General features: G+C 76.6%; 22 protein-coding genes. 13 read left to right on the top strand and 9 right to left on the bottom strand.

Annotated features, from left to right (window positions below):
• Positions 1–338 precede the first annotated feature (338 nt).
• On the top strand, positions 339–1,556 hold the full coding sequence (locus ACGFIZ_RS10225) for a glycosyltransferase (protein ID WP_393417759.1): 1,218 nt from the start codon (positions 339–341) through the stop codon (positions 1,554–1,556).
• Positions 1,557–1,640: 84 nt separating this feature from the next.
• Here ACGFIZ_RS10225 and ACGFIZ_RS10220 read toward each other — a convergent pair whose 3' ends face one another.
• Complete coding sequence (locus ACGFIZ_RS10220) at positions 1,641–1,811, bottom strand: hypothetical protein (RefSeq protein ID WP_347666985.1); 171 nt, start codon at positions 1,809–1,811, stop codon at positions 1,641–1,643.
• Positions 1,812–1,972: 161 nt separating this feature from the next.
• Between ACGFIZ_RS10220 and ACGFIZ_RS10215 the strand changes: the two genes are divergently transcribed.
• The 3 genes from ACGFIZ_RS10215 to ACGFIZ_RS10205 are packed head-to-tail and all read left to right on the top strand — an operon-like array spanning position 1,973 to position 4,478.
• The gene (locus ACGFIZ_RS10215) at positions 1,973–2,680 is read left to right on the top strand and encodes a hypothetical protein (RefSeq protein ID WP_393417757.1); all 708 of its coding nucleotides are present in this window, start codon (positions 1,973–1,975) and stop codon (positions 2,678–2,680) included.
• Between the two features lie 32 nt (positions 2,681–2,712).
• On the top strand, positions 2,713–3,189 hold the full coding sequence (locus ACGFIZ_RS10210; RefSeq protein ID WP_393417755.1) for a hypothetical protein: 477 nt from the start codon (positions 2,713–2,715) through the stop codon (positions 3,187–3,189).
• A 47-nt stretch (positions 3,190–3,236) separates the two neighbouring features.
• Positions 3,237–4,478: a cytochrome P450 gene (locus ACGFIZ_RS10205; protein ID WP_393417753.1), complete on the top strand. Its 1,242-nt coding sequence runs from the start codon at positions 3,237–3,239 to the stop codon at positions 4,476–4,478.
• A 26-nt stretch (positions 4,479–4,504) separates the two neighbouring features.
• On the opposite strand, the gene ACGFIZ_RS10200 is transcribed toward ACGFIZ_RS10205, so the two are convergent.
• The 3 genes from ACGFIZ_RS10200 to ACGFIZ_RS10190 all read right to left on the bottom strand — a co-directional run bounded on the left by ACGFIZ_RS10200 (position 4,505) and on the right by ACGFIZ_RS10190 (position 6,554).
• Complete coding sequence (locus ACGFIZ_RS10200; RefSeq protein ID WP_393417751.1) at positions 4,505–5,419, bottom strand: DUF72 domain-containing protein; 915 nt, start codon at positions 5,417–5,419, stop codon at positions 4,505–4,507.
• Positions 5,420–5,655: 236 nt separating this feature from the next.
• Complete coding sequence (locus ACGFIZ_RS10195; RefSeq protein ID WP_393417749.1) at positions 5,656–5,871, bottom strand: hypothetical protein; 216 nt, start codon at positions 5,869–5,871, stop codon at positions 5,656–5,658.
• A gap of 209 nt (positions 5,872–6,080) precedes the next feature.
• A complete protein-coding gene (locus ACGFIZ_RS10190; RefSeq protein WP_393417747.1) occupies positions 6,081–6,554 on the bottom strand; it encodes a hypothetical protein in 474 nt (157 codons plus the stop codon).
• 32 nt (positions 6,555–6,586) lie between these two features.
• Here ACGFIZ_RS10190 and ACGFIZ_RS10185 point away from each other — a divergent pair, with 32 nt between their 5' ends.
• The 3 genes from ACGFIZ_RS10185 (at position 6,587) to ACGFIZ_RS10175 (ending at position 10,969) form a co-directional block, all read left to right on the top strand.
• Entirely contained in the window at positions 6,587–7,102 is a 516-nt protein-coding gene (locus ACGFIZ_RS10185) for a 2'-5' RNA ligase family protein (RefSeq protein WP_393417745.1), read from the top strand.
• Positions 7,103–7,228: 126 nt separating this feature from the next.
• Positions 7,229–9,493: an ATP-dependent RecD-like DNA helicase gene (locus tag ACGFIZ_RS10180; protein WP_393417743.1), complete on the top strand. Its 2,265-nt coding sequence runs from the start codon at positions 7,229–7,231 to the stop codon at positions 9,491–9,493.
• A 66-nt stretch (positions 9,494–9,559) separates the two neighbouring features.
• Entirely contained in the window at positions 9,560–10,969 is a 1,410-nt protein-coding gene (locus ACGFIZ_RS10175) for an acyl-CoA synthetase (protein ID WP_393417741.1), read from the top strand.
• A gap of 14 nt (positions 10,970–10,983) precedes the next feature.
• Here ACGFIZ_RS10175 and ACGFIZ_RS10170 read toward each other — a convergent pair whose 3' ends face one another.
• Positions 10,984–11,646 carry a 4'-phosphopantetheinyl transferase gene (locus ACGFIZ_RS10170; protein WP_393417739.1) on the bottom strand — a complete coding sequence of 221 codons (663 nt, stop codon included), beginning with the start codon at positions 11,644–11,646 and terminating at the stop codon, positions 10,984–10,986.
• Positions 11,647–11,817: 171 nt separating this feature from the next.
• Here ACGFIZ_RS10170 and ACGFIZ_RS10165 point away from each other — a divergent pair, with 171 nt between their 5' ends.
• Positions 11,818–12,276, top strand: a complete 459-nt coding sequence (locus tag ACGFIZ_RS10165; protein WP_393417737.1) for a cold-shock protein — start codon at positions 11,818–11,820, stop codon at positions 12,274–12,276.
• Between the two features lie 364 nt (positions 12,277–12,640).
• Here ACGFIZ_RS10165 and ACGFIZ_RS10160 read toward each other — a convergent pair whose 3' ends face one another.
• The 3 genes from ACGFIZ_RS10160 to ACGFIZ_RS10150 all read right to left on the bottom strand — a co-directional run bounded on the left by ACGFIZ_RS10160 (position 12,641) and on the right by ACGFIZ_RS10150 (position 15,004).
• Positions 12,641–12,841 (bottom strand): hypothetical protein, encoded by a 201-nt coding sequence (locus ACGFIZ_RS10160; RefSeq protein WP_393417993.1) that lies wholly within the window; start codon positions 12,839–12,841, stop codon positions 12,641–12,643.
• Positions 12,842–12,913: 72 nt separating this feature from the next.
• The gene (locus ACGFIZ_RS10155; RefSeq protein WP_393417735.1) at positions 12,914–13,252 is read right to left on the bottom strand and encodes a hypothetical protein; all 339 of its coding nucleotides are present in this window, start codon (positions 13,250–13,252) and stop codon (positions 12,914–12,916) included.
• Between the two features lie 441 nt (positions 13,253–13,693).
• Positions 13,694–15,004: a hypothetical protein gene (locus ACGFIZ_RS10150; RefSeq protein WP_393417733.1), complete on the bottom strand. Its 1,311-nt coding sequence runs from the start codon at positions 15,002–15,004 to the stop codon at positions 13,694–13,696.
• A gap of 158 nt (positions 15,005–15,162) precedes the next feature.
• On the opposite strand from ACGFIZ_RS10150, the gene ACGFIZ_RS10145 reads away from it, so the two are divergent.
• The 4 genes from ACGFIZ_RS10145 to ACGFIZ_RS10130 all read left to right on the top strand — a co-directional run bounded on the left by ACGFIZ_RS10145 (position 15,163) and on the right by ACGFIZ_RS10130 (position 22,332).
• Positions 15,163–15,786, top strand: coding sequence for a LuxR C-terminal-related transcriptional regulator (locus ACGFIZ_RS10145; protein ID WP_393417731.1), 624 nt, complete (start codon positions 15,163–15,165; stop codon positions 15,784–15,786).
• A 95-nt stretch (positions 15,787–15,881) separates the two neighbouring features.
• Entirely contained in the window at positions 15,882–19,595 is a 3,714-nt protein-coding gene (locus tag ACGFIZ_RS10140; RefSeq protein WP_393417729.1) for a VWA domain-containing protein, read from the top strand.
• Between the two features lie 4 nt (positions 19,596–19,599).
• The gene (locus tag ACGFIZ_RS10135) at positions 19,600–20,226 is read left to right on the top strand and encodes a DUF4255 domain-containing protein (protein ID WP_393417727.1); all 627 of its coding nucleotides are present in this window, start codon (positions 19,600–19,602) and stop codon (positions 20,224–20,226) included.
• Between the two features lie 3 nt (positions 20,227–20,229).
• Entirely contained in the window at positions 20,230–22,332 is a 2,103-nt protein-coding gene (locus ACGFIZ_RS10130; protein WP_393417725.1) for an ATP-binding protein, read from the top strand.
• Positions 22,333–22,341: 9 nt separating this feature from the next.
• Here ACGFIZ_RS10130 and ACGFIZ_RS10125 read toward each other — a convergent pair whose 3' ends face one another.
• Positions 22,342–23,142 carry a hypothetical protein gene (locus tag ACGFIZ_RS10125; RefSeq protein WP_393417723.1) on the bottom strand — a complete coding sequence of 267 codons (801 nt, stop codon included), beginning with the start codon at positions 23,140–23,142 and terminating at the stop codon, positions 22,342–22,344.
• Positions 23,143–23,361: 219 nt separating this feature from the next.
• Between ACGFIZ_RS10125 and ACGFIZ_RS10120 the strand changes: the two genes are divergently transcribed.
• The gene (locus ACGFIZ_RS10120; protein ID WP_393417721.1) at positions 23,362–24,129 is read left to right on the top strand and encodes a DUF4157 domain-containing protein; all 768 of its coding nucleotides are present in this window, start codon (positions 23,362–23,364) and stop codon (positions 24,127–24,129) included.
• The last annotated feature ends 13 nt before the right edge of the window (positions 24,130–24,142 follow it).

Here is a 24,142-nt window from a genome sequence, read left to right as displayed (position 1 = left end):
GACGCGGGCGGCGCCCCGGGCGCGCGATCACCTCGCGCGGCGCGCCGCAGCGAGCCTAACCGGCAGGTGGGACAGGACGTCGGCGCCCCGCAGTCCGGGCCGCACCGGCGCCGCTCGGGACTCCTCGCCCGCGGCGGCCGGAGGGCGCGTACGGACTGTGTCAACGCCGCGGGGCGGGCGCTTCATCCCACCCGCGGTGACCCTACGCCGGGCGTGGGAGGGGCGCCCTTCGCCACCGCGGGCGTCGACGAGGGGCCCGTCCTTCCCCCCGCACCGGTTAGCCGGCGGAGCCCCGGGTACGGACGTGTGGTGCCCCGCGCCTGACGGAGGAGGAGAACATGCGGATCGGGTTGGTCTCGGTACACCCCAGTCCCCTCGCGGTGGGAGGCGGGGAGGACGCCGCCGGGCGCGGAGCCCACCTGGCGGACCTGGCGGCGGCGCTGGCCGGGGCGGGCCACGACGTGCGGGTCTACACCCGCCGGGACTCCCCCGCCCTGCCGGAGGCGGTGTCCACCGCGGACGGTTACCAGGTGGTACACGTGCCCGCCGGCCCGCCGGACCGGGTCCCCGTGGACGAGCTGCTGCCGCACCTCGGCGAGTTCGGCCGGTGGCTGGCCGGTCAGTGGCGCGACGGGGCGTGGCTGCCAAATGTCGCGCACGCCCACCACTGGACGAGCGGGCTGGCCGGCGTGCACGCCGGCCGCCGCGCGGGGGTTCCGGTGGTGCTGACGTACCACGGGCTGGGCGCGGTGCGGCGGCGGCACCACGGCGGCCGGGACGGCGGCCCGCCGGGCCGGGTGGGCTACGAGCGCGCGCTGGGCCGGGCGGTGGACCGGGTGGTCGCGCAGTGCCAGGACGAGGTCGGCGAGCTGGTGCGCCTCGGTGTGCCCCGGTCCCGGATGGCGCTGGTCCCGGCCGGGGTGGACGAGCGGATCTTCCGACCGGACGGCCCGGCCGTCCCGCGCGACCCGGCCCGGCCCCGGGTGCTGACCGTCGGCCGGATGGTGGAGCGCAAGGGCTTCGCGGACGTGATCCGGGCGCTGCCCGCCGTGCCGGACGCCGAGTGCGTGGTCGTCGGCGGCCCGCGGGCCGAGCAGCTGCCCGCCGACGCCTTCGCCCGCCGGCTCGACGCGCTCGCCCGGTCGTGCGGCGTCGCCGACCGGGTGCGGCTGGTCGGGGCGGTGCCGCGCGAGGAGATGCCGGCCTGGTACCGCTCGGCGGACCTGCTGGTCGCCGCCCCCTGGTACGAGCCGTTCGGCATGACCCCCCTGGAGTCGATGGCGTGCGGGGTCCCGGTGGTCGGCACGAACGTCGGCGGCATCGCCGACACCGTCGTCGACGGCCTCACCGGCGACCTCGTGCCGGCGCGCGACCCGCGGGCGCTGGGCACCGCCGTCCGCCGCCTGCTCACCGACAACGTCCGCCGCTTCGCGTACGCCACGGCGGCGCTGGACCGCATCCGCAGCCGGTACTCCTGGAAGCGCTGCGCGGAGCAGCTCGGCGCGGTGTACGGCGCGGTCGCCCGCGCCGCCCGGCCCGTTCCGGCCGTGGCCTGACGCGCCCGCCCCGGACCCGCGCTACCCGCGGGCCCGCCCCGGCTTCGCGGCCGGCCTCCCCGCGCGGGCCTGACCCGCCGCCGGTCACTGCTCCGGTTCGAGGGGCACCATCTCGCCGTCGCGCTCGACCCGCACCTGGCCCCGCTCCGCCGGCGGCGGCACCTGGGAGGGCTCCCGGTTCGGATCGTTGCCCGGGTGCATCAGCACCGCGTCGGTCTTGGCGGTCTTCCTCTGGTTCTCGTCCGGCTGGGACACGCCCGTCTCCTCCCGCTCGTCGTCACCGGTGGCCTACCCGCGCTGGCACGGTCGACTCCTGCAGGACCCCCGCCGAACACGGACGAGAAGAGCTCCGACACCAGGAGTACTCGCGCGCGCGGCGGGTATGCGGCACCGCCCGTACGGTGGAAGGGGATCAGATGTCCGAAACGCACACGGCACTACGTTCGATGCACGACCTGGGGCTGGCGGCCTGGTTCGGCGGCTCGCTGATGGGGGCGCTGGGCGTCAACGGCGCGGCGGCCAAGGTCAACGACCCGGGCCAGCGGCTTCCGGTCGCCTCGGCGGGCTGGGCCCGCTGGACCCCGGTCAACGCCGCCGCGATCGGCGCCCACCTGACCGGCGCGGTCGGCGAACTGGTCACGGAGAGCCCCCGGGTGGTCACCCAGCGCGGGGTGGGCCGGGTCAGCGCCCTGAAGACCGGCCTGACGCTCGGCGCGCTCGCGGTCACCGGGTACAGCCGGCTGCTCGGGATGCGGCTGCAGAAGGCGGGCGGCCCGCCGGTCGAGGGGACGACGGAACCGAACTCGCACACCCCGGCGAACGTCGCCTCCTGCCAGCGGCAGATGAAGCTGCTCCAGTGGGCCGTCCCGGCGCTCACCGGCGCGCTCGTGGTGGTGAGCGCGTACATGGGCGAGCAGCAGAAGCCCGGCCAGGTCTTCCGGGGAATGCTGACCCGGGTGGGCATGCTGGGCGGCTCCCCGAAGGCGATGGGCACGATGGCAGCGATCGGCCTGGCCACGCGCCGCATGGCCATGAAGAACCGGCGCTCCGGCATGCCGAGGACGACGGGAAAGATGGCGGGTATGGCCGCCGCCAAGCGCCGCATGGCCATGTCCGGCCGCTGACCGCCCCGCCGCGCATGCCCCGCGGTCGGGGCATGCGCGGCGCGGGGACGGGCAACCAGCACCGGTACGCCAGACCCGACCCGACCAGCGAGGTGGCCATGACGAGCAGGGACGGATCGACGAGCGGCGGGAGCACGCCCGGGCCCCAGGCCCCCGGCCCGTACGGCACCAGCGGAGACGACTTCGACGCCGGCCCGCCGTGGGGCGCCGGCGAGGACTCGCCGATGAACGAGGGCAGCGAGCAGACCGCCGTGGCGCCGGGCGGCCGCGGCGACCAGCGGGCCGGCGAGCCGTCGGCGCCGACCCCACCGGCGGGGCGGCACGGCTTCGGCACGGTCGAGCCGTCGCGGGTCCCGGAGGCCGGCCCCGGCGCGCCGCCCGACCCCGCGCCGTCCCGGCGGACCTTCCCGACCGAGGACGCCGACGGCGACCTGCCCGACAACGCCCTGGAGGAGGCGACCCGCATGCGCCCCGAAGGGGTCAGCCGCGACGGTTCGACGGGCCGGTGACGCGAGCGCGGGCGTTTGCCGGCCGGCGACCGGGGCACCAGGGGGTCATGCCCGGTCATGGTCGGCTCCGCCTCGACGACACCCTGCCGCTGGCGCTGCGCGGGTACGCCTGGCTGCCGGACCGGCTGCGCCGGTCCGGCGGCGACGTGCTGGTCACCCGGCTGTTCGGCCTGCGGACCGTCGCGCTGCGCGGCCCGGAGGCGGCCCGCTTCTTCTACGACGAGCGGCACGTCCGCCGGCACGGGGCCATCCCCGAGCCGGTGCGCGGCACGCTGTTCGGGCAGGGCGCGGTGCAGAGCCTCGACGGCGAGGCGCACCGCGTCCGCAGGGCGTTGTTCACCGGCCTGCTCATGGCGGGGGACGTCAACGGGCTGGTGGACCGGGCCGGCGCGGCCTGGGCGGGGGCGGCCCGGGACTGGGCCGGCCGACCCTCCGTGGTGCTGTTCGACGCCACGGCCGAGCTGCTGACCCGGGCGGTGTGCGACTGGACCGGCGTGCCGCTGGCGGCCGGCGAGGTGCCCGGCTTCGCGGCAGACCTGGTGGCGATGGTGGACGGCTTCGCCACCGCGGGCCCCCGGCACTGGCGGGCCCGCCTGGCGCGCTGGCGCCGGGAGGCGAGGCTCACCGGGCTGGTGGACGCGGTACGCGCGGGCACGGTGCGGGTGCCCGACGGTTCGGCCGTGACCGCCGTGGCCCGGCACCGGGACGCCGACGGCCGGCCGCTGGACGCCCGGACCGCCGCCGTGGAGTTACTCAACATCCTGCGGCCGACCGTGGCGGTCAGCTGGTTCGTCGCCTTCGCCGCGCACGCCCTGCACCGCTGGCCGGCGCACCGGGAGCGGCTGCGCGCCGGCGACCTGGCGTTCGCGGAGGCGTTCGCCCACGAGGTGCGGCGGTTCTACCCGTTCGCCCCGTTCGTCGGCGGGAAGGCCGTGGGCGACCTCGAATTCCGGGGCGTGCACATCCCGGCCGGCGCGCTGGTGCTGCTCGACCTGTACGGGCAGAACCACGACCCCCGGCTCTGGCCGGACCCGTACCGGTTCGACCCGGGCCGCTTCGTCGGCCGGGAGATCGGCGAGTTCGAGCTGGTGGCGCAGGGCGGCGGCGATCCCCGCACCGGGCACCGGTGCCCCGGCGAGAAGATCACCGTGGCCCTGCTGCGCGAGCTGTCCGTCCGGCTGGCCCGCCTGGATCACCGGCTGCCGGAGCAGGACCTGACGATTCCCCTGCACCGCATCCCCACCCGCCCGGCCAGCGGCGTCGTCGTCGAGGTCGGCCGCCCGGCCTGACCGGTACCGGCGCCCCGCGAGCCGGATCAGGGGTGGCCGGCCGGCCCCGCCGCCGCGCCGACCGGGGCGCCCCGCTCGGCGAGGATGCCGGCGAGGCGGGCGGCGTCCCGCTGCGCCTGGTCGCCGCAGCAGTTGTTGAACAGCACGTGCAGCTCGGCGGACCGCTCGGCCAGCTCGACGAGCAGCTGCGCCCAGTTCCGCAGCTCGCGCTCGCCGTAGGCGTACCGGAACCGGTCCTGCTTGTCGCCGCTCTCCCACGCGTCGCTGTGGCCGTGGAACCGGACCACGGCGAGCTCGGCGGTGGCGACCGGGATCGGCGGTACCGACGACGCGAACCCCTGCGGCATGTCGACGCACACGAAGGAGAGGTCGTGCTCGCGCAGGAGCGCCAGCGTGCGCAGGGCGGCGTCGTCGGCGAACCAGGAGCCGTGCCGCAGTTCCACGGCCACCCGCCAGGGCCGCAGCCGCCGCGCCAGCTCGACGATGCGTCGCTCGGCGGCGGCGCCGCGCGCCAGCCACGGGGGGAACTGCAGCAGCACCGCGCCGAGCCGGTCGGCCGCCGCGATCGGCTCCAGCGCCGCCCGGAACCGGCGCCACAGCTCGTCGTACGCCCCGGCGGGCAGGTCCCGCCACCGGATCCGGGCGGCGCCGGCGGCCGGCCGCAGGTCCTTCGGCAGCGCGGTGACCGGGGTGGGGTGGCCGGTGAAGAGGCTGAACGCCTTGACGTCGAAGGTGAACCCGGGCGGGGTGGCGTCGACCCAACCGGCGGTCGTCTCCGGCGCGGGCACCGCGTAGTACGAGGTGTCCACCTCGACCAGTCCGAACCGCTGGGCGTAGTAGCCGAGCCGGCCGGCGGGGGTGTTGACCGCCCGGGGATACCAGCCGGAGGAGAGCAGCATCCGGTCGGCCCAGGACGCCGTGCCCACCCGAATTCCACCCATGTAGTTCAGTGGACCGCGCCCCGGCCGGATCGGCAACCCGAGCGCCCGCCCGCCGGGCCGCGGGGGTCCCCCTTCTCCGCCTGCACCGAGCTGGGCGGCTCCGATGTGACGTCCCGGCGGACGGCAGCGCTGAGGGACACGAGATGAGTTCGCAGCGGATGGACCAAGAGACCCTCGAGCGCCTGCTGGGTGGTCGCGCCGTCGGTTCCCGGGACGGCGCCGACCCGCTCGTGCGGCTACTGGCCGCCCTCCGCGCCGCCGCCCGCCCCGAGGAACTGCGCGGCGAGCGTGCCGCCCTGGACGCGTACCGGGTGGCCCGCGCGGCACCGCCCGCGCCGGTGACCGCCCTCGACGGCCGGCGTACGCTCCTCGCCGGCCTGGTCAGCGCGAAGGCCGGCCTCGCCGCGCTGGCCCTCGCGGCGACCGGCGGGGTCGCGCTCGCCGCCGCGCACGCGGTGGCGCCCGGGCCGGACGGGCCCGCCGTCGGCCCCGGGAGTTCGCCCCCCGCCACGGGCCGTCCCTCGGCGTCCGGCGGGCCGAGCCCGCACCCCGCCGGGTCCCCGGCCGGCACCCGCGTCCCCGCCGCGCCGCTCGTGCGGTTGTGCCAACAGTTGCGTGCCGATGCCCCCAGGGACCCGGGCCGGGTGCTGGCCAAGCCGCGCTACGCCGAACTGGTCGCCGCCGCCGGCGCCCCGGACAGGGTGGTGGCCTGGTGCGCCGAAACGCTGGACGCGGCGGCCGGTTCGAAGCCGACCGGCCCAGCCGGCGACAGCGATCGACCCGACGAGAACGGTCGACCGGCGGGGCGGCCCTCCCGGACCCCGGCCCTGCCGTTGCCGCCCGGCCCCACCCAGCCGGCCACCCCGACGGCGCCGGTGCCACCGTCCCGGCCGGCGTTCGGGAGCCGCACCGGGTAGTCGGTCAGGTCGCGGTCGTACCCGGCGATCGCCTCCGGCACCGGGCTGCCCATCGCCTCCACCACGTCGAAGATGCCGGCGGCTATCCGCGCCGCCGCCTCGTCGCAGCCGTAGCGGCGCAGCCCGGCCGCGATGATGGCGTTGTCCGACGGCCAGACCGCGCCGACGTGTGCCCCCACCGGGTTGTACGGCCGCTGCCCCGCGGCCGGGGTGCGCACCCGGGCAAACCTCGGGCCCTAGGGTGATCGACGTGGTCGCGGCACTGGAGCTGTATCTGGACATCGACGCCACCCGGCGGATCCGGGTGCTGTGGGACGCGTTGGAGTCCGAGGGGGTGCAGAGCATGCGTTCCCTGCTGGAGCAGCGACACCGGCCGCACGTCTCCCTCGCGGTCGCCCCGCGTCTGGACCCGGACCGGGTCGCCGCCGCGCTGGAGGGCACGGTGGTGGCCGCCCCACTGCGGCTGTCGTTCCAGCACGCCGGGCAGTTCGTGGGCCGGGTGCTGTGGCTCGGGCCGGCCCCCACGGCCGAACTGCTGGCCCACCAGGCCCTCGTGCACGACCGGCTGGCCCGGGCGGGCATCGGGCTGGTGGAGCACTACCAGCCCGGACGCTGGGTGCCGCACTGCACGCTGTCGATGCGGGTGCCCAACGCGCTGATGGCCGCCGCGGTGCGGCGCTGCCTGGAGATGCTGCCGCTGGAGGCCACGGTGGTGGGCGCGGCCGTCACCGACCACGCGCGGGGCATCTGCCGTCCTCTGCCCTGAGCGGGCGGACCGTCCGGTCCGGCTCTGCCTCTGACGGCCCCACCACTTCCTGTTCGCCCGCTAATCCGCCGAGCCGGAGATCGTACCGACGAAACCGCACGACCGCCGTCTGCCATCATCGTTGCGATGTCCGCCAACCCGACCGCGCCGACCGCCGGCCCGCCGGCCGCCCCCGCCGCCCCCGCCCGGGGCGCCGTGCTGGAGGCGGTGCTGGAACGCGTCACGTACGTCAACGAGGAGACCGGGTACACCATCGCCCGGGTGGCCACCGACCGGTCCGGCGACGACCTGCTCACCGTGGTCGGCCCGCTGCCCGGCGCGCAGCCGGGCGAGCGGCTGCGGCTGGTCGGCCGGTGGGGGTCGCACCCCAGGTACGGCCGGCAGTTCGAGGTGCACAGCTGCACCACGGTGCTGCCCGCCACCGTCCAGGGCATCGAGCGCTACCTGGGCTCCGGCCTGATCAAGGGGATCGGCCCGAAGATGGCCGCCCGCATCGTGGCCGCCTTCGGCGTCGACACGCTCCGGGTGATCGAGGAGGAACCCGGGCGGCTCGTCGAGGTGCACGGCCTCGGGAAGAAGCGCACGGCGGCGATCGGCGCGGCCTGGCAGGAGCAGAAGGCCATCAAGGAGGTGATGGTCTTCCTCCAGGGCGTCGGCGTCTCGACCTCGCACGCGGTACGCATCTTCAAGCAGTACGGCGACTCCTCGGTCACCGTGGTGCGCGAGGATCCGTACCGGCTGGCCGCCGACGTGTGGGGCATCGGGTTCCGGACGGCCGACGGCATCGCCCGGGCCGTCGGCATCCCGCACGACAGCCCGCAGCGGGTGCGCGCCGGCATCCGGTACACGCTCTCCGAGGCCGCCGACGCCGGGCACTGCTACCTGCCCGAGCCGAACCTGGTCGCCGACGCGGCGACGATCCTGGAGGTGCCCGCGGAGCTGGTGGCCGCCGGCCTGGCCGAGCTGGTGGCGACCGAGGAGGGGGTCGTCCGCGAGGCGGTGCCCAACCCGAGCAGCGAGGGCGGGGTCATCCCGGCGGTGTACCTGGTCCCCTTCCACCGGGCCGAGTCGGCGCTCGCCGCGAGCCTGCTGCGACTGCTGCGGGACCCGGTCGACCGGATGCCGGCGTTCGCCGGCGTGGACTGGGGGCGCGCCCTGGCCTGGCTGAAGGCCCGCACCGGCGCCGAGCTGGCAGCGGAGCAGGAGCAGGCGGTACGGCTGGCGCTGACCTCCCGGGTGGCGGTGCTCACCGGCGGCCCGGGCTGCGGCAAGTCGTTCACCGTCCGGTCGGTCGTCGAACTGGCCGCGGCGAAGAAGGCGAAGATCGTGCTGGCCGCGCCGACCGGCCGTGCCGCCAAGCGGCTGACGGAGCTGACCGGGCACGCCGCGACGACCGTGCACCGGCTGCTCCAGCTGCGCCCCGGTGGGGACGCCACCTTCGACCGGGACAACCCGGTCGACGCCGACCTGGTGGTGGTCGACGAGGCGTCCATGCTGGACCTGATCCTGGCCAACAAGCTGGTCAAGGCGGTGCCGCCCGGGGCGCACCTGCTGCTGGTCGGCGACGTCGACCAGCTGCCGTCGGTGGGCGCCGGGGAGGTGCTGCGCGACGTCCTCGCGGCCGACGGCGTGCCCCGCATCCGGCTGACCCGGATCTTCCGGCAGGCGCAGGAGTCGGGCGTGGTCGTCAACGCGCACCGGATCAACGCCGGGCAGGCCCCGCTGTTCGGGGAGCACCCGGACTTCTTCCTCTTTCCCAGCGACGACCCCGAGGTCACCGCGGAGCAGGTGGTGGACATCGTGGCCCGGCGCATCCCCCGCCGGTTCGGCCTGCGCCCCCGCGACGTGCAGGTGCTCACCCCGATGCTGCGCGGCCCGGCCGGCGCGGCGAACCTGAACACCCTCCTCCAGCAGGCGATCGCCCCGCAGCGCGAGGGCACGCCGGAGCGTCGGCACGGCGCACGCGTCTTCCGGGTCGGCGACAAGGTGATCCAGGTCCGCAACAACTACGACAAGGGCGCGGCCGGCGTGTTCAACGGCACGGTCGGCGTGGTCACCGCCCTCGACCCCGACGAGCAGACCCTCGTGGTCCGCACCGACGAGGACGAGGACATCAGCTACGAGTTCCACGAGCTGGACGAGTTGCAGCACGCGTACGCCATCACCGTGCACCGCTCGCAGGGCAGCGAGTACCCGGCGGTGGTGGTTCCGGTGACCATGAGCGCGTACACGATGCTGCAGCGGAACCTGCTCTACACGGCGGTCACCCGGGCCCGGCGCCTGGTCGTGCTGGCCGGCTCGCGCAAGGCGCTGGCCATCGCGGTCCGTACGGCGGGCACGGGCCGCCGGCACACCGCGCTGACGCACCGGCTCACCCCCGACCGGCGCTGAGCCGGCTGCCCGGCTACGGTCGGGGCGTCCGGGATTCGCCCGGGCAGGTGGAGAGGTGCGCCGACCATGCCGCTGCTGACCTGGCTGTCCGAGTCCGCCGACGAGCGCCCCGAGGCGATCCGGGTGGACGACCGCGCGGTGTCCTGGGTGGAGCTGCGGCGACTCGCCGCGGCCGTGGCCGACGACCTGCGCGGCGTGGACCGGGTGGCGGTCGAGGCCACGGCGAGCCTGGAAACGGTGGTCGGCGTCGTCGGCGCGCTGCTGGCCGGTGCGGCGGTGGTGCCGGTGCCGCCGGACGCCGGGCCGATGGAGCGGGACCACATCCTGCGCGACTCCGCCGCCGCCGCGCTGCTCGTCGCGGCGGGCCGGGACCGCGGCGCCGACGCCGCCGGCCCGCCGCGGGTTCCCGTCGCCCTGAATCGCCGCTCGGACACCGTCCACCCCGAGCCGGATCCGGAGCGTACGGCCCTGATCCTGTACACCAGCGGCACCACCGGGGCACCGAAGGGCGCGATGCTCTCGCGGCGGGCGGTGGCCGCCTGCCTGGACGGGCTCGCCGACGCCTGGGCCTGGACGCCCGACGACCTGCTGGTGCACGGCCTGCCGCTGTTCCACGTACACGGCCTGGTGCTCGGCGTCCTCGGGCCGCTGCGCCTGGGCAGCCGGCTGCACCACGTCGGACGGCCGCGTCCCGAGCGGTACGCCGCCGCCGGAGGCTCGGTCCACTTCGGCGTCCCCACGGTCTGGTCGCGGATCGCCGCCGACCCCGGCTCGGCCCGCGCCCTGCGCTCGGCGCGGCTGCTCGTCTCGGGCAGCGCCGCCCTGCCGGCGGCGGTCTTCGCCGACCTCGCCGCGCTGACCGGTCACCGGGTCGTGGAGCGGTACGGGATGACGGAGACCCTGATCACGGTGAGCGCCCGGGCGGACTCGCCGCGCCGGCCGGGCACCGTCGGGGTGCCGCTGCCCGGCGTACGGACCCGGCTGGTCGACGAGCACGGCACGCGGGTGCCCGCCGACGGGACGGCGATGGGCGAACTCCAGGTGTGCGGGCCGACCCTCTTCGACGGGTACCTGAACCGCCCGGACGCCGACGCGGCGACCCGCACCGCCGACGGCTGGTTCCGCACGGGGGACGTCGCCACGGTCGAGCCGGACGGCTGGCACCGGATCGTCGGCCGGGCCGCCACCGACCTGATCAAGAGCGGCGGCTACCGGATCGGGGCCGGCGAGGTGGAGGACGCCCTGCTGGCGCACCCCGGCGTACGCGAGGCGGCCGTGGTCGGCACCCCGCACGCCGACCTCGGCCAGCAGGTCACCGCGTACGTGGTGGCCGACGGGGTGGACGGGCCGGAGCTGATCGACTTCGTGGCCCGGCAGTTGTCGGCGCACAAGCGGCCCCGCGAGGTACGGCTGGTCGACGCGCTGCCGCGCAACGCGATGGGCAAGGTGCAGAAGTCACGGCTGGCCGCCGACTGACCGGTGTGCCCGGCTCAGCCGGCGACCGCGGGAACGGCGATGGCGGTCAGGACCAGGCCGCCGTCGACCAGGAAGCGGCCCGTGAAGGCGGCGACCGGCACGCCGCCGAGGACCGGGCCCGGCACCAGCAGGCGGGCGACGAACGTCCCGGCCGGGTCGACCGTGATGTCCGCCTCGGAGAAGTCCAGCCACCGCCGGGTCAGCGGGAACCACGCCTTGTAGACGGATTCCTTCGCGCTGAACAGCAGGCGGTCCCAGCACACGCCGGGGTGGGTCGAGGCCAGCGCGGCGCCGCGGGCCTGCTCGGACGGCAGCGCGATCGCCTCGAGCACCCCCTCCGGCAGCGGCGCGTGCGGCTCGGCGTCCACGCCCAGGGTGGCGAACGCCGACACACGGCCGAGGACGGCACCCCGGTAGCCGTCGCAGTGCGTCATGCTGCCCACGATCCCGGCCGGCCAGACCGGCGCGCCGCGCGTACCGGTGAGGATCGGCACCGGGGCGACGCCCAGCTCGGACAGCGCCCGGCGGGCGCAGTGCCGCACGGTCGTGAACTCCCGGCGTCGCTTCTCCACCGCCGCCGCGACCAGCGGCTCCTCCTGGGGATGCGGCGTCAGGCCGGCGGGGTCGGTGAAGGACTCGGCCACCGCCACGGCGGGAGGCAGGATCTGCTCGATCACATCCGCCGATGCTAAAGCGCCGTACGGGCGCGCGCCGCCCCGCCGTACGACGGGGCGGTGCCGGTGGGGGTAACGTACGGGTGCCGGGCGGCGGGGTCGGCTGTCACACTTTGACGTGCACCGACCCGGCGGTCGGGGCGCGCGGAGTGGGCCGACGGATGTGGGAACGGAATGCTGACTGGCAGGGTAGTGCGGTTCGATGAGATGCGGGGCTACGGCTTCATCACCCCGGACACGGGCGGGGACGACGTGTTCGTACACGCGAACACGGTGGACGGTGACAAGTGGGCGATGGCGCCCGGCGTCCCGGTGGAGTACGAGGCGGTGGAGAGCGACCGCGGGCCGAAGGCCCTGACGGTACGGGTGCTCGGCGCGGCCCCGGCGGCCGGCGAGCGGGCGGGGTCGGTCCGGCCCGGCACGGCGGTGGCCGGACGCGGCCGGGAGCCCGGGCAGGCGGGCGGGGCCGACGACGAGGAGGGCCTCTGCGACGTGCTCACCGAGCGCGCCCTCAGCGCCGAGACCACGGAGGCGCTGCTGACCGGCGTACCGGACCTGACCGGGGCACAGATCGTGGCGGTGCGCGCCCGGGTGCTGGCGCTGGCCCGGCGACACGGCTGGGTGGAGGGCTGACGGCCGCGGCGTCCTGACGCACGGGAAACGGCGCGGCCGGACCGGGCGTCACCGGAGCACCGTCGGGTTGCGGCGCTGTGGAGCTGCCCCGTTCGTGCCACCGCCGCCGCGGAGGCTTGGTAGCACTGGCGGGGCAGCTCCACAGTGGCCGCGCCAAGCCCACGCCCCTCCCCCCTCGGAGCACCGCGACACCTGCGACATCGCACACCCCGGGCGGCCGCAGGCGACCGTGGTGATGATCCGCGCCCACCAGGGCCGCCTGGACGACCGACCCGCGCCGCCGGAGACGCACTCTCCCGCCTGCTGGCCTGCGGCCTGGTGGAATCCGGACCGGACGGCGTGTTCTCCGTGGCGCCGTGCGCGGTCACACCCGCACCCCCAGGAACCGCGCCATGGTCGTCCGCGCCTGCCGGCTGGTCGCCCACTCCACCTGCCAGCACGGGTACGGCACCAGCAGCGCCACTTCCGCCAGCACCACACCGGCCGCGCACCAGTCCCGGGCGCAGGCGACCGACGGCCACCGGCACTCCAGGTTGTGGCCGCGTACCCAGATCCAGCCGGCCATGCCCTCCGGGCTGCCGCGAGCAGCGGCCCCCGCCGCCGGCGTAGATCGCCTGGCCGGCGGCGATCAGGGTGCTCAGCCGGCCGGGCGCCAGCAGGGCCAGCAGCGCCACCGCCACCGCCAGGACCAGCCACCAGGCCGGATCACGGCGTCGGTGCCGGCCAGCTTGGCGCGCAGGGCGGCCAGTTGGCTGCCGCTCACGGTGTCGTCGACGGTGACGGTGGTCCGGCCGGTCGCCGGTTCCACGGTCCAGGTGGTGCCGGCCGGGCCGGTGGCCGCCAGCGCGGCGGCGGACGGCGCGGACGTGGCGGGCACGGCGGACGTGGCGGGCGCCGGGGCGGCGGCGTGGGCGCCGGTCGGCGGCGCGAGCAGGGGAAGGGCGAGCAGGAGGGCGAGCAGGGGAAGGCGACGCATCCGGGCCTCCGAACATCGGCATAGATGGATGCCTTACAGCATCCGCGCCGGGCCCGCCCGGTTCAAGCGCCCCGACGGGTACGCGACCCATGCGGCGAGCCGGACGCGCGGGCGAGCCCGGGTACGCGACCCGCGCGGCAGTCGGGGACCTGCCGGCGGACGCTGTGGAGCTGCCCCGCCTACGCCACCGCTCGCACTGCCGGCGCAGGGCCCGGCCGGCCTGGCCGCACGGGTGGGCCGGCCATCCCCGTTCGGCGGGGTCAGCCCGCCTGGAGGCGCGGGCGCAGTCGGAAACTCGGGCAGATGCGGGAGGCCCGGGCACCGCCGCCACGCCGATAGCACCGACGGGGCAGCTCCACAGGGCCCGACATGCTCACCGCCGCCGTCCCGCCGAGGAGCCCCGCCTGCCGGGTCAGCCGGCCGCGGCCGAGCGCCCGGCGCCTAGGGTGCCGCCGTGGTCGACCGGCGGGTGTAGCCGTTGAGCAGGGCGTAGTCCCGGCACTGGCCCCCGCCGCCGCCCGCGCCGTCCAGGGCGGTGCCCGCCCGACGGCAGGTGGCCCGCAGGCTGATCACCCGGCCGGCGGGCACCTCGATCGGCGAGACCATGTGGTAGTCGAGGTCCCGGAAGTTGTTCAGTGCCACCGTCAGCACCGTCGTGCCGTCCACCACCAGGTCCAGCCGGCCCTCGTCGCCCTGCGGGTTCTGCAGGAAGATGTCGGTCAGGACGAAGACCCGACCGGAGGCCACCGTGTACTGGTCGGTGCGGGTGCTGCCGCCGCCGGCGGTGACCGCCAGGCGGCGGCTGAAGGACGTGCCGCCGGGCGGGACCGCGGGCAGGCCCGGGCGCGTGGTGGGCGTCGGCGAGGGTGGCAGCACCGGGTTGCCCGGGGTCGGCCCCGACGGGCGCGGCGAGATCGCGTCGACCGCCTGCTGGGCCTTGGTGTCGGCCGCGCTCGCCTGGCGTGCGACGGGAGCCACCTGATCCTGCGCGGCCTCCTCGGCCAGGGACTTCACGGTGGGGCGCAGCAGCGCGTACCACAGGCCGGCGCCCAGCAGCGCCAGGACCACCAACGCCGCGACGACCCGCCCCAGCCCCTGCGGCAGCACCGGCTCCTGCACGGTGGCCGCGTCCATGGTGGCCGGAGGCGCGTCGTCCGAGGTGATCGCGACCTGGAAGGGCAGCGTCACCGGGTGGCCGCGCCACAGCAGCCGGCGAGAACGGGCGCGCACCTGGACGAAGGCCGCCTCGCCGGGGGCGACGGCGAGCTGCGCCGGGCGGACCGCGAGGCGCAGCCGGTTGTCCGGGTCGCCGGCGGCCAGGGCCACCCCGATCGGGGCGTTGCCCAGGTTGGCCACCGACACCTCGTGCCGGCCGCCCCAGCGCCCGCGCGAGGTGCGCGGCAGGATCTCGGGGGCGATCTCGGCGTACGGCAGCACCCGTACGACGGCCTCCGGCACGACCCGGGCGTCCGGGTTCTCGGCCGGGGTGACCCGCACCGCGAAGGGGCGTTCGCCGGCCGGCACCCGGGGCGAGCGGGGCGGGCCGAAGTGGACGGTGACCGACTCGGTCGAGCCGGGATAGACCGTCACGGCGGCCGGCTCGACCCGGGCCCAGCCGGCCGCGTCCCCGAGCACCTCGATGGTGTACGACTCGACGATCGGGCCGTCGTTGCGCACCTCCAGGCGGCAGGTCGCCTCGCCGCCCGGGCTGACCTCGACGAAGTCGGCGTCCAGGTTCGCGTCCGTGGTCATGACGTGACTGTAGGGACGCCGACGCCGGTTCAATCCGCCGCGGAGGAAGACCTTGGGGCACGAACCGGGGTCCGTTGAGTCCACGTTGACTGCACGATTGGCGCCGGCCGCGATACTCGGCGCATCGATCGCCTCACCGAGTGCGTTTGGGGGAACTCATGCGACGTGTGCCTGTCCACCTGTCCTCCACCGACGTCATCTCCCGCGCCGGCGTGGTAAGTCAGCTGCGGCCCCGCCCGGAGGTGCTGCTGCTCGACGACGCCGAGGCGGACCAGGCCGACGTGGCGGTGGTCGTCACCGACGGGATCGACGAGCCGACCCTGCGGACCCTGCGCGCGCTGCGCAGCCGGGGAACGTCCGCGCTGGTGCTGGTGGTGACCCAGGTGGACGACGCCGGGCTGGTCGCCGCCGTGGAGCACGGCGTCGCGGGGATCGTCCGCCGGTCGGAGGCGAGCGCCGACCGGCTCGTCGCGGTGATCCGGGCCGCCGCGGCCGGGGAGGGTGCCGTCCCGCCGGACCTGCTCGGCCGGCTGCTCCAGCAGGTCGGGACGCTGCAACGGGAGGTGCTGGGGCCGCGCGGCCTGACGTTCTCGGGACTGGCCGACCGCGAGGTGGAGGTGCTGCGCCTGGTCGCCGACGGCTTCGGCACCGCGGAGATCGCCACGAAGCTCTCCTACTCCCAACGGACGATCAAGAACATCCTGCACGACGTGACGAACCGGCTGCACCTGCGCAACCGCTGCCACGCCGTGGCGTACGCGCTGCGCAACGGCCTGATCTGAGGTGGCGCTGCCCGTTCGGGCAGACCGCGCTGCCCGCAGGCCGGCACGGACCGGCGCTACCCGACCCGCCGGTGCTCGCCACCGTGGTGGCAGGGGTGACCACGGGAGGTGTCGTGCGCTGGGGCAACCGTCGCTGGGCAGTCATGGCGCTCGGGGTGCTGGTCGGGCCGGCCCTGGCCGCGCCCGAGCCGCCCGGTCCGCCGCCGCCGGCCGCCGCGCCGCCGGCGGCCGAGGTGGGCTACCGGCTGGGCTACCGCGGCGAGGAACGCCCCACCCTGATGCTGCGTCCCGCCGCCGGGGGCGACCCGCGGCCGCTGCTGACGACGGCCGAGCGCGTCGACGCGGAGGCCGACGTCGACGCGCGCGCCGGTCGGCTGGTGTGGGTGGGGCGCCGGGCCGCCGTGGGCGGGGCCGACCGGGGCGGCGGGCTGTACCTGCGCCGGCCGGACGCGGCCCCGCGTCGGCTGGTCGGCGGCCCCGGTACGGTCCGGCATCCGGCCCTGTCCCCCGACGGCCGGCAGGTGGCGTTCACCAGCGACCGGGCCGGCAACGCCGACGTCTGGATCGTGGCGGTCGACGGCTCCGGGCTGCGCCGGCTCACCGACCACCCGGCCGAGGACAGTTGGCCGACCTGGTCCCCCGATGGCAGGCGGATCGCCTTCGGCAGCACCCGCGCCGACCCGGCCGGGGACGTCTGGACGGTGCCCGCGGCGGGCGGCGCGCCCGTACGGGTCACCGACGGCCCGGCCGCCGAGGGGCAGCCGGCCTGGTCCCCGGACGGGCGGCGGCTGGCCTTCACCACCACCCGGTTCGCGCCGCCGACCGACCCGACCGCCCGTACGGTGGCGACGGTTGCCGTGGCGGGCGGCCCGGTGATCCGCGCGGTGCCCGGGACCCGCGACGCGGCCGAGCCCGCCTGGTCCCCGGACGGGACCGCCATCGCCTTCACCTCCACGCGGGACGACCCGGCCGGGGACGTCTACGTCGCCCGGGCGGGCCGGCTGACCCCGGTGGCCGTGGGCCCGCTGCCCGAGCACGGCCCGGCCTGGCGGGGCGGCGACCTGCTCTGGACGGCCACCGAGCGGGCCGCCGCGACCGACGTGTGGACCGCGGACGCCACCGGCGGGGACCGCCGCGACCACACGGCCCGCCCCGGGCTGGAGGAGACCGGGCCGGCGTTCAGCCGCGACGGCACCCGGCTGGCCTACAGCGCCGGCCAGCCGGGCGGGGGCGCCCGGATCGTCGTCGCCGACGCCTCCGGCGCCGACCCGCGCACGCTCGCCCCGCCCGGCACGGTCGACGAAGACCGGGACACCGACCCCGCCTGGTCCCCGACCGGCGACGCGATCGCCTTCACCCGCCGCCCGGCGAACGGCGAGGACCCGTCCCGGATCCTGGCGGTCGCGGTCGCCGACGGGCGGCTGCTCGCCGAGATCCCGATGCCCGCCCACCTGGACGGGCAGGACGCCGAGCCGTCCTGGTCGCCGGACGGTACGCGGATCGCCTTCTCCCGGCGGGCCAGTCCCCGCGACAGCGACCTGGCGGTCCCGATCGTGGACCGGCCGGCGCTGCCGGGCGGCACGTTCGAGGTGGAGCAGTCGGTCGAGACGCCCCCGATCCCGCCTCGCCCGGACATCTTCTTCCTGGTCGACGACACCTCCTCGATGGGCAAGCCCGCGGAGCCCGGCGGGGAAACCGTCATCAGCCAGCTCAAGGCGCGACTGCCGGACGTCATCGCAGACGTCCGCAAGAGCCAGTCGCAAGCGCAGTTCGGCCTGGCCACCTTCAGCGGCCGCGACGGTGAGACCGGCGCCTACGACCCGAACATGTACCGGCCCCGGCAGCAGATCACCGCCGACGACGCCGCCATGCTCCGGGCCGTCCGGGCGCTGGACGCGGGAAGCGATTTCGGCGAGGAGAACTGGTTCTACGCGCTGCGGCAGATCGCCGCGCAGGACCGGGTCGGCTTCCGACCGGACAGCAGCCGGATCGTCGTGCTGATCAGCGACACCAACAGCCGGGACAAGACCGCGCCCGACGGCACCGTGATCGAGGAGAGCACCCTGCTGGCCAGCCTGCGGGACACCGGGATCGCCCTCATCGCAGTGTCGATCGAGAGCACCGCGGGTGAGAACGGAATGAAGTTCGACGGGGTGGCCGAACGGCTGGCCAAGGAGACGGGCGGAAAATTCACGGAAGACAGCACCGCGACGGAGATGGTTGGCGCGATCAAGAAAGCCATCCGGGATCTCATGATCACCGTCCAACCGCGCCCGAGCTGCGACGAGGGACTCTCCGTCGCGTTCGACCCCGACGCCGACGAGGTGAAAGCTGGCACCCCGGCCGAGTTCGAGGAGATCGTGTCGGTCGCGCCCGCGGCGGCGCCCGGCTCGGTGCTGCGCTGCACGATCCGCTTCGATCTGGAGCCGCCGGATCCCGAGGCGGACGCCACGCAGGAGCTGGTCGTCCGGGTCGCCGATCCCGCGCTGCCGTTCGTGCAGGTGGACGACGTCGAGGTGGCGCCGACGGGGCCGGCCGGGACCCGGGTGACCTACCAGGCCACGGCGGTGGACAGGACCGGCCGGCCGTTGCCCGTCCGGTGCGAGCCCCCGTCCGGCTCGCTGTTCCCGATCGGGCAGACCGTAGTGACCTGCACGGCCACCGACGACGCCGGCCGCACCGGCTCCGACACCGCCCTGATCGTGGTGGCCGACCCGCGGGCCACCGGCGCCCGGATCTGGCTCGCCCGGCTCGACGCGGGCGCCGGCGGCACGCTGACCGTCGGCGACCAGACCGACCTCAGCGCCCGGGTGGGCGCCGGCTGCCCGAGTCGCGCCACGGACACGTCGCCGGCCTGGTCGCCGGACGGCTCCGCGATCGCGTTCGCCGACAGCAGCGCCCCGTCCGACCTGTGCGTGGTGGCCCCCGACGGCTCCGCCGCCCGGCACCCGCTCGCCCCCGAGGACCGGGCCGGCCGGTCGGTGGCCGACCCCGCCTGGTCCCCCGACGGGCGGCGCATCGCGGTGACCCTCCAGGGCTCCGAGGAGCCACCGGACATCGCCGTGCTGCCCAGCGGCGGCGGCCGGCCCACCACGGTCATCCGCCAGGTCGGCGCGGAGCCGGCCTTCCAGCGCCTGCCGGTGCCCGACCTCAGCCTCACCGTCTCGGTCGGCAACCAACCGGCCTACCTGGGCGGCGACGCCGTCCCGGTCACGTTCACGGTGCGCAACGGCGGTCGGCTGCCCGCCGACAACGTCTGGCTGGAGGTCACCGCGCCGGACCCGCTGCTCCCCGCGTCCGGCGCCGACCCACGCTGCGGCGCCAGCCGCCGGCTCTGCCTGCTCGGCACGCTCGGCCCCGGCGGGCAGCAGGTCGTCACCGTCACGCTGCCCGCCCGGGCGGCGGTCGCCGCCGTGGTCACCGGGCGGCTCACCGCGACCGTACGGGAGGTGTCGGCGACCCGTACCGCGCGGGCGCCGGTGCAGGTGCTGGCGCCCCGGGTACGCCTCGACCCGGCGATCGGCCCGCCCGGGTTCGTCACCGCCGCCGTGGGCGCCGGCTTCCCGCCGGGGGCGCGGGTGCGGCTGCGCTGGAGCCCGGGCATCACGGCTACCCCGGACACCGTGACGGCCGGCGCGGACGGCACGTTCCGCGCGCAGGTGCTGATCCTGCGCAAGGACCAGCTCGGCCCGCGGGACCTGACCGCCACCCGGGTCACCGGCCGGGCCTTCGGGCCGGTACGCGCCGACGAGCCGTTCCTGGTGGTGCCGCGCGGGTTGGCCCCGCCGCTGCTGCGCGGGCGGGGGTGAGCGGGTGATCCACGAGATCGACGACGCGCTGCGTCGGCTGGTCCGCGACGAGGCCCTCGCCGGCGCCAGCGTGGACATCGTGTTGGAGGCGCCGACGAAGGAGTGGGCGGCCCGGCGCAACGCACCTACCGTCAACGTCTACCTCTACGACATCCGTGAGGACCTGCGCCGCCGGTCCCGGGGCCTGGTCAACGAGTACGACGAGCGCGGCCAGGTCACCCGCCGGGTGGCCCCGCCCCGCTACGTGAAGCTGTCCTACCTGGTCACCGCGTGGACGCAGCGGCCCGAGGACGAGCACCGGCTGCTCTCCTCGCTGCTGCTGTGCTTCCTGCGCCTCGACGCGCTGCCGCCGCCCGTGCTGACCGGCTCGGTCGCCGCGCTCGGCATGCCGGTGCCGATGACCGTGGCGCTGCCGCCGCCCGAGGACCGCGCGTTCGCCGACGTGTGGACGGCGCTGGGCGGGGAGCTGAAGCCCTCGCTCGACGTGGTGATCAGCGCGCCGGTGGACAGCGGCCGGGTGGTGGAGGCCGGCCCGCCGGCCCGCGACGGCCTGGCCGCCGAGGTCGCCGACACCACCCGCGGCGGCGCGGGCGACCGGGTCCGGCACCGCCCCTCCCGGGCCGGGGGCTGAGCGGTGGCCGGCCCGTCGCCGGCGCTGCTGCGCCGCCTCCAGCGGGTGGAACTCGCGGTACGCGCCGCGGTGGCCCGCCGCCGGGAGACCGACCCGCAGCCGGACGACCCGTTCCGCGGGCTGTACCTGTCGGACGAGGCGGTCGACGCCGCGCTGGCCGCCGGCCGGGAGCCCTACGACCCGTGGCCCGAGGCCCCGTACGACCCGTGGCCCGACGCGCCGGACGGACCGGCCGCCGGGTTTCCCGACGGCCCGGAGGACCGGCCGGCCGACAGGCAGCCGGACGTCCCGGCGGACCGGCCGCCCGACGGGCCGGACCCGTTGGCGGCGCTGGCCCGGGCGGCGGGCCTGACCCCGCTGGACGAGGCGCTGCTGCTGGTGGCCCTCGCCCCCGACGTGGACAGCCGGTTCGAGCAGTTCTACGGCTACCTCAACGACGACGTGACCCGCCGCCGCCCCTCGGTCGGGCTGGCGCTGCGGCTGTGCGGGCTGCCCGAGGCGGCCCCCGCCGGCCGGCTGCGGCTCGCCGCCAGCGCCCCGCTGGTCGACCTGGCCCTGCTGCGCGTCGACTCCCCCGACCGGTCGCTGCTGTCCCGGGGGCTGTGGGTGCCCGACCGGGTGGGCGGCTGGCTGCTCGGCGCCGACGCCCCCGAGCCGGCGCTGGTCGGGCTCGCCGAGCCGGTCGAGGCGGCCGGACCGGAGCCGCCCGGGGCGGCGCGGCTCGGGCGGGCCGGGACGCGGCTGGCGTACCTGCGGGAGCGGCCCGGCGGCAGCGCCCTGGCCCTCGCGGTGGCCGCGCTCGCCCGGGCCGGCCGCGGCGCGCTCGCGGTCGACCTGCCCCGGCTGGCGGCGGACCCGCAGCCGGCGGAGCTGGCCACCGTGCTGGTGCGGGAGGCCCTGCTCACCGGCGCGGGGCTGGTCGTCGGGCCGGTGCAGGGCGGCGAGCCGTGGGCGGTCTGGTCCCGGCTGACCGCCGGCGCCGTGCCCGTGCTGGCGTACGGGACGCAGCCGTGGGACCCGGCGTGGACGGCGCTCGCCCCGGTGCAGGTGGACGTGGCGCCGCTGACCGCCGACGAGCGGGCGGCCGTGTGGCGCGCCGCCCTGCCCGGGGGGCTCGCCGACGGACTGGACCCGGCCGCCGCGACCGCGCAGTTCGTGCTGGGCGCGCCGGCGATCAGGCGGGCCGCCTCGGTGGCCGTCCAGCTCGCCGCCGCGTCGGGCGAGCCGGTCGGCGAGGCGCACCTGCGCGCGGGCGCGCGTACCCAGAACGCGGCCGGCCTGGAGCGGCTGGCCCGGCGGATCGTGCCGGAGGTCGGCTGGGACGACCTGGTGCTGCCCGCCCCGACGCTGTCGCTGCTGCGCGAGCTCGCCGGGCGGGCCCGGCACCGGGACCGGGTGCTGCGCGAGTGGCGCATGCGGCCCGGCGGCGGGCGCGGGCACGGGGTGACCGCCCTGTTCGCCGGCGACTCGGGCACCGGCAAGACGATGTCGGCCGAGGTGGTGGCCGGCAGCCTGGGACTGGACCTGTACACGGTCAACCTGGCCACGGTGGTGGACAAGTACGTCGGCGAGACCGAGAAGAACCTGGAACGGATCTTCGGCGAGGCGGCCGGGGTGAACGGGGTGCTGCTGTTCGACGAGGCGGACGCGATCTTCGGCAAGCGCTCCGAGGTCCGCGACGCGCACGACCGGTACGCCAACATCGAGAGCGCGTACCTGCTGCAACGGATGGAGACGTTCGACGGGCTGGCGGTGCTGGCCACGAACCTGCGGGCCAACCTGGACGAGGCGTTCACCCGCCGGCTGGACGTGGTGGTGGACTTCCCGGTGCCCGACGAGGCGGCCCGGCGGGCGCTGTGGGACCGCTGCCTCGGCGACCGGGTGCCCCGCGCCGCCGACGTGGACCTGGACTTCCTGGCCGGGGCGTTCGAGTTGGCCGGCGGGCACATCCGCTCCGCCGCGGTCACCGCCGGCTACCTGGCCGCCGGGGCGGGCCGCCCGGTGGGGATGGCGGAGCTGATCGGCGCGGTCGGCCGGGAGTACCGCAAGCTCGGCCGGCTCACGCTGGAGAGCGAGTTCGGCCCGTACCTGGGGCTGGCCGTCTGACCGGGCCGCTCACTCCCACACGGTGACCCGGACGGTGAGCTGGTGGTTGACGGACCTGGTAACCACCAGCAGCGCGTACCGGCCGTCCGAGGTGACGACGCAGATCCCCCGCCCCACGAGGAGCCGGTCGCCGATCGGGCGGGCGGACGGCTCCCCGTACCGGGCGCGGACGCAGTCGGCGCGCCGCCACGGGTCGCTGTCCCTGGGCAGCGACGCCGCGTACCTCGGGTCCTCGCGGCTGACCACGGCGTCGTTGCTGGCGTCGGGCCACCAGGAGGCGTAGCCGACGTCGCGGTTGGGCCCCCAGTCGTCCTTGGTCGGGTTCCAGTCGGCGGCCTTCGAGTCCAGGTCGTACGCCGTGTAGTCGGCCATGACCAGCGTCCCGCTCCGGCGCACCGGATCGGTGACGATCACCGGGCCGGTCGGCGACGGCGGTGGCGGTGGCTTCACCGTCGGGGACGGCTTCGGGTCGGGCTCCTCGGTCGGGTCGTCGGTCGGGTCGCCCGTCGGCTCGCCGGTCGGCTTCGGCTCCTGGTTCGGCGGTGACGGGCTGGTCGACGGCTCCGGGCTCAGGCCGCCGGCGGCCGCCGAGGGCGTCGGCGACGTGGAGGCGCTCGGGCGCGGGTCGATCAGGTCCTGCACCAGGACGAGGCCCCGCGCCCACGCGGCGGTGACGAGGAGCGGGACGAGCGCTCCGATGAGGGCGGTCTTGAGTCCCAGGCCCTGCCACCACCTCTTGCGGGCGGGCTCACCGGGCCGGGGACGCCGCCGCTGGGACGGGGTACGGCGTGCCGAGCGACGAAGGCGCATGGGTTCTCCCGTACAACATGGACGGTCCCCGCTGGCGCCGATGGTATGCGCGCCCGGCAAGCCCGCCACCGGGTCGAACCGGCAGGTGAGCGCGGCGCCCGACGCGGTGGCGCCGCCCTTTCGGGCAGCGGGCCTGCCCTTCCTGCGGACCGGGTGGACCGGGCGGGGGAACCGCCGCAGGGTGCACGGTCGAGATGCACCCGGCGACAGGGGGTAATCATGCGCGGGCATCGTGAGTTCGACTCCGAGGCGGCGGTGCGCCCCTCCGGCGACCGGATCAGCCCCGCCGACCGGGAGAGCGACGCGCTGATGTACCAGGCCGCCACCGCCGGCCGCCCCGACGTCCTCGGCGCGTCCGGGCTGCTCGGGCTACAACGGGCGGTCGGCAACCGGGCCGTCGGCGAGCTGGTCGAGCCGGCCGAGGAGCGGTCCCCCGTGCATGACGTGGTCAACTCCGGCGGCGGGTCGCCGCTGCCGGCCGACGTGCGGGCGGACATGGAGACGCGCTTCGGCGGGCAGGACTTCTCCGACGTCCGGCTGCACACCGACGGCGCCGCGCACGACTCCGCGAAGTCGGTCAACGCGCAGGCGTACACCGTCGGGTCGAACATCGTCTTCCAGCGCGACAGCTACGACCCGGCCTCGCCCGCTGGGCAGCACATGCTCGCCCACGAGCTGACGCACGTGGTGCAGCAGCGCAGCGGCCCGGTGGACGGCACCGACACCGGCGGCGGGGTGAAGGTCAGCGACCCGTCGGACCGGTTCGAGCGGGAGGCCGTCACCAACGCCGACCGGCTGATGTCGGCCCCGGCGTCGCCCGCCCCGGCACCGGCGGCGGTGCAGCGGTCCGTCGACCACGACGGGCACGACGGGTACGACCACCCGGCGGTGCAGCGCGCCGAGGAGATGTCCGAGGAGGACGAGTCGGCGCAGACGTACGTCCAGCGCCAGGAGTCCGGCGAGGAAGAGGAAGAGGCGGCGGAGTAGGCGCGTGCACCGA

It is taken from the genome of Micromonospora sp. NPDC048830 (assembly GCF_043198215.1).
Taxonomy (GTDB): domain Bacteria; phylum Actinomycetota; class Actinomycetes; order Mycobacteriales; family Micromonosporaceae; genus Micromonospora.
Note: the sequence above shows the minus strand (reverse complement) of the source record. Positions and strands in the feature narration are given on the sequence as shown.